General features: G+C 70.1%; 5 protein-coding genes and 2 pseudogenes. All 7 read left to right on the top strand.

The annotated features are described in order from the left end of the window. Window positions 1-809: pseudogene (locus F3J18_RS35495) on the top strand (DNA polymerase III subunit gamma/tau C-terminal domain-containing protein); the annotation flags it as partial. A 79-nt stretch (window positions 810-888) separates the two neighbouring features. Further along, a complete protein-coding gene (locus tag F3J18_RS35490; RefSeq protein WP_013698260.1) occupies window positions 889-1,215 on the top strand; it encodes a YbaB/EbfC family nucleoid-associated protein in 327 nt (108 codons plus the stop codon). Between the two features lie 28 nt (window positions 1,216-1,243). Next, window positions 1,244-1,840 (top strand): recombination mediator RecR, encoded by a 597-nt coding sequence (gene recR / locus F3J18_RS35485; protein WP_013698259.1) that lies wholly within the window; start codon window positions 1,244-1,246, stop codon window positions 1,838-1,840. A gap of 38 nt (window positions 1,841-1,878) precedes the next feature. Then, window positions 1,879-3,084 carry a CaiB/BaiF CoA-transferase family protein gene (locus F3J18_RS35480; protein ID WP_017921679.1) on the top strand — a complete coding sequence of 402 codons (1,206 nt, stop codon included), beginning with the start codon at window positions 1,879-1,881 and terminating at the stop codon, window positions 3,082-3,084. Window positions 3,085-3,158: 74 nt separating this feature from the next. Next, entirely contained in the window at window positions 3,159-3,920 is a 762-nt protein-coding gene (gene surE, locus F3J18_RS35475) for a 5'/3'-nucleotidase SurE (protein WP_013698257.1), read from the top strand. Further along, the gene (locus F3J18_RS35470) at window positions 3,917-4,828 is read left to right on the top strand and encodes a protein-L-isoaspartate(D-aspartate) O-methyltransferase (RefSeq protein ID WP_013698256.1); all 912 of its coding nucleotides are present in this window, start codon (window positions 3,917-3,919) and stop codon (window positions 4,826-4,828) included. The genes surE and F3J18_RS35470 overlap by 4 nt, the downstream gene beginning before the upstream one ends. A 5-nt stretch (window positions 4,829-4,833) precedes the next feature. Beyond that, window positions 4,834-5,052: pseudogene (locus F3J18_RS38405) on the top strand (peptidase); the annotation flags it as partial.

Below are 5,052 nucleotides of genomic sequence, written 5' to 3'. Positions count from 1 at the left end.
CGCTGGACGTGCTGCGCAGCCGCGGCATGCGCGTGTCCTCCGCCTCCGATCGCTAGCGTGCCGCCGCCGCGCCTAAATCAGCCGCGCCGGCCCCCAAGGCCGCCGCCCCCGCGCCGCGGGTGAACGTGCCGACGCCGCGTCCGCGTCCCGCGCCGGCCGCCGCGGCATCCCAGCCGGCAGGTGCGTCGTCGCCGGATCTTTCGGCACCGCCCCCCTGGGACGACATTCCGCCCGACGATTACCTGCCGATGTCGGCCGACGACAATTACGGCCCGCCGCCCGACGACGGCTACATTCCCGTCTTCGACAGCGGCCCCGACGACGTGCGCGTGGCCCCGCAGCCGGCGCCCGCGCCGGTCGACACGCGGCCGCTGCCGCCGGCCGTGCCGCTCGACGCGATCGGCTACCAGGGTGAATGGCCGCAACTGGCCGCGAGCCTGCCGCTCAAGGGCGTGGCCTACCAGCTCGCCTTCAACAGCGAGCTGACCTCGCTCGAGGGCGGCGCGCTGAAACTGGCAGTGCCGGTGCCGCAATACGCCGATGCCGCGCAGGTCGCCAAGCTGAAGACGGCGCTCGCCGAGGCGCTCGGCAAGCCGGTCGAGCTGAGCGTCGAGGTCGGCCCGGCGCGTCGCACCGCGGCTGCGCTCGACGCGGTCGAGCGCGCCAAGCGCCAGCGCGAGGCCGAGCAGGAGATCGGTGCCGATCCCTTCGTCCAGCAACTGATCCGCGATTTCGGCGCGCGCATCGTCGAGGGCTCGGTGAAGCCGGTCGCCGCCGACGGCGCCGGCGGCGCGCCCACGCTGCACTGATCGCGCGCAGCCCATTCCCTAATCCCGGAACCGGCGCTAAGATCGCGCCGGTCTCACACGAACACCAAGGAGCACGTCCATGATGAAAGGCCAACTCGCCGGGCTGATGAAGCAAGCCCAGCAGATGCAGGAAAACATGAAGAAGATGCAGGAGCAGCTCGCCCTCATCGAAGTCGAAGGCCAGTCGGGCGCCGGGCTCGTGAAGGTCACCATGACCTGCAAGAACGAGGTGCGCCGCGTGGCGATCGACCCGAGCCTGCTCGCGGACGACAAGGACATGCTCGAGGACCTGGTCGCGGCGGCGTTCAACGACGCGGTCCGCAAGGCCGAGGCCACCTCGCAGGAAAAGATGAGCGGCATGACCTCCGGCCTGCCGCTGCCGCCGGGCTTCAAGCTGCCGTTCTGAGGCGGCGTCCCACGTCGACTGGTACCGCATGAAGCAGCCCTCCGCCCTGTCCGCCCTTGTCGAAGCGCTGCGCGTGCTGCCCGGCGTCGGGCCGAAATCCGCGCAGCGGATGGCGTATCACCTGATGCAGCACGATCGGGAGGGCGCCGAGAAGCTCGGGCGCTCGCTGCTGTTCGCCACCGAGCACCTGCAGCACTGCGAGAAGTGCAACACCTTCACCGAGTCGCGCATCTGCGAGGTCTGCAGCGATACCGAGCGTGATCCGAGCCTGCTGTGCGTGGTCGAGACGCCGGCGGACCAGATCATGCTCGAGCAGACGCTCACCTATCGCGGCCTCTATTTCGTGCTGATGGGGCGGCTCAGCCCGCTCGACGGCATCGGTCCCAAGGAAATCCATTTCGACCGGCTGGTGCGCCGCGCCTCGGACGGCATCGTCAAGGAGGTCGTGCTCGCGACCAACTTCACGAACGAAGGCGAGGCGACCGCCCATTACCTCGGGCAGACCCTCAAGGCGCGCGGCCTGTCCGTCACGCGGCTCGCGCGCGGCGTGCCGGTCGGCGGCGAACTCGAATACGTCGACGCGGGCACCATCGCCCGCGCGATGCTCGACCGCCGGTCGATGTAAGCCCCAACGCGGCGCACGCCGCTCCGGAGATTCCACAGATGAGCGCTACCCCAGGCCCGCTCGCGGGCGTCAAGGTGCTCGAGTTCGGCACGCTGATCGCGGGGCCGTTCGCGGCCCGCCTGTTCGCCGAATTCGGCGCCGACGTGATCAAGGTCGAGGATCCCAACGGTGGCGACCCGCTGCGCAAGTGGCGCAAGCTCTATCCCGAGGCGGGCGGCACCTCGCTCTGGTGGGCGGTGCAGGCGCGCAACAAGAAGTCGGTCACGCTGAACCTGAAGACGGACGAGGGTCGGCGCATCGCGCAGCAGCTCGCCTCGCAGGCGGACATCGTGATCGAGAATTTCCGGCCCGGCCTGCTCGAGAAGCTGGGCCTCGGCTACGAGGTGCTGTCGGCCGACAATCCGGGCCTGGTGATGGTGCGCCTGTCGGGTTACGGCCAGAGCGGCCCGTATCGCGACCGTCCCGGTTTCGGCGCGATCGCCGAATCGATGGGCGGCCTGCGCCACATCACCGGCTACCCGGAACTGCCGCCGCCGCGCATCGGCATCTCGATCGGCGACTCGATCGCCGCGTTGCACGGCGTGATCGGCGCGATGATGGCGCTGCACCATCGCAACATGAACGGCGGCAAGGGGCAGGTGGTCGATGTCGCGCTCTACGAGGCCGTGTTCAACATGATGGAGAGCGTGGTGCCCGAGTACGGCGTCTACGGCATGGTGCGTGAGCGCACCGGCGCCTCGCTGCCCGGCATCGTGCCGTCCAATACCTATGCCTGCGCCGACGGCAGCATCGTGATCGGCGGCAACAGCGACCCGATCTTCAAGCGCCTGATGAAGGCCATCGAGCGCGCCGATCTGGCCGACGACCCGGCGCTCGCCCACAACGACGGGCGCGTGCCGCGCACCCGCGAGATCGACGAGGCGATCGCCGCCTGGCTCGCGCCGCGCACCATCGAGGCCGCGCTGGCGGTGCTCAACGCGGCCGACGTGCCGGCCGGCCGGATCTACAGCGTGGCCGACATGTTCAGCGACCCGCAGTTCGTGGCGCGCCAGATGATCCAGCGCTTTCGCCTGCCCGACGGACAGGAGATCCCGCTGCCCAACATCACGCCGAAGCTGTCCGACACGCCGGGCGATACGCGCTGGCTCGGCCCGGCGCTCGGCGAGCATACCGACGAGGTGCTCGGCGGGCTCGGCTACGAGGCCGCGGCGATCGCCGCATTGCGCGAACGGCGCGTGATCTGAGTCGCCGCGCGAGACGGCCCCGGGGCGCCCGGGCTGTCGTTCGCGCGCCATCTTTCCTCGGTTACAATCGCCGCATGCGAATCCTACTCAGCAACGACGACGGTTATCTGGCGCCCGGTCTGGCCGCGCTCTACGAAGCGCTGCGGCCGTTCGCCGACGTGACCGTGATGGCGCCCGAGCAGAACTGCAGCGGGGCCTCGAACTCCCTGACGCTGTCCCGGCCGCTGTCGCTGCATCGCTCGGCGAGTAGCGGTTTCCACTACGTCAACGGCACGCCGACCGACTCGGTCCACCTGGCGTTGACCGGCATGCTCGAGGAGCGGCCCGACCTGGTCGTGTCGGGAATCAACAACGGCCAGAACATGGGCGACGACACGCTGTATTCCGGCACCGTCGCCGCCGCCACCGAAGGCATCATGTTCGGCATCCCGGCGATCGCCTTCTCGCTGGTCGACAAGGACTGGGTGGAGCTCGAATCGGCCGCGCGGGTGGCCGCCGAGATCGTCCGCCACTTCATCGCCCGGCCGATGCCGGGCCAGCCCTTCCTCAACGTCAACATCCCGAACCTGCCCTACGAGCAGATCAAGGGCTGGCAGGCAACGCGGCTCGGCAAGCGGCATCCGTCGCAGCCGGTGATCCGCCAGACCAATCCGCGCGGCGAGGCGATCTACTGGATCGGCGCCTCGGGCGCGGCGCTCGACGCGAGCGAGGGTACCGATTTCCATGCCACGGCGAACGGCTACGTGTCGATCACGCCGCTGCAGCTCGATCTCACCGACTCCCAGAAACTGGCCGCGACGCAGGCGTGGACGCGCGCGCGGGGCGAGGCTTCATGAGCGGCGAGCGCGCCAAGCGGTTTCCGCTTGCGCTCGAGGATCTGAAACGTGCACCGCGCAAGAGCGCGGCGCGCCCGAACGAGCGGCATCCGAGCTCGCCCGCGCGCCCGACCCTGGGCGCCTCCGTGGCCGGCTCGCCGGCCCGCCCGGCGGGCCTCGCGCGCGCTGCGCACGGCCATGGCGCGGCCCAGGCGAAAGGACCGGCGAACGCGGCGGGGACGGCTGCCGGCAGTGCGGGAAAACCCGCCGTCGCAGGCGCGCTGGCCCTGACCTCGGAACGGGTGCGCGAGCGCATGGTCGAACGGCTGCGCGCCAACGGCGTCACCGATACGCGCGTGCTGGCGGCGATGGCCGCCGTGCCGCGCCACCTGTTCGTGGATCCGGGCCTGGCGGCCCAGGCCTACGAGGATGCGGCGCTGCCGATCGGCCATCAGCAGACGATTTCCAAGCCCTCGGTGGTGGCCCGCATGATCGAGCTCGCGCTCGCCGGGCGCGTTCCCGAGCGGGTCCTCGAAATCGGCACCGGCTGCGGTTACCAGGCAGCCGTACTGAGTCACCTCACGCGCGACGTCTATTCGATCGAGCGCGTGAAGCCGTTGTTCGAACGCGCGAAACGAAATCTCCGGCCGTTGCGCGTGCCGAACATCCGGCTGCATTACGGCGATGGCCGCCTGGGCCTGCCGTCGGCCGCGCCGTTCGATGCGATCGTGATCGCGGCGGCGGGGCTCGACGTGCCGCAGGCGCTGCTCGAGCAACTGACGGTCGGCGGTCGCCTGGTCGCACCGGTCGGCGCGCAGAGCGGCCAGCCGCAGGTCCTGACGCTGGTCGAGCGGGTCGGGCCGACCCAATGGCGGGAGTCGCGGCTTGATCGCGTTTTCTTTGTCCCTTTAAAATCCGGAGTGATTTGACACTGATGATTACGTTGCGCGCGATGCAAAACAAACAATCGACTATTCCGCTGACATCCGGCCAGCGAATCGGCCAGCGCGCCATCTGTGCAGCCGCACTCCTGCTCGTCGCCGCCTGTGCCTCGCGCATGGACCAGGCGCCGGTGGTGGACCGCTCGGGCGCGGGCGCGATCGGCACCGCGCCGGGTTCGAGCGCGGCGGCCGCCCAGCCGGCGGTGCCGCTC

Origin of the sequence: Burkholderia sp. Ax-1720, from assembly GCF_011753035.1 — a bacterium.
Classification (GTDB): Bacteria; Pseudomonadota; Gammaproteobacteria; order Burkholderiales; family Burkholderiaceae; genus Burkholderia; species Burkholderia gladioli.
This window is presented reverse-complemented; position numbering and strand designations above follow the sequence as displayed.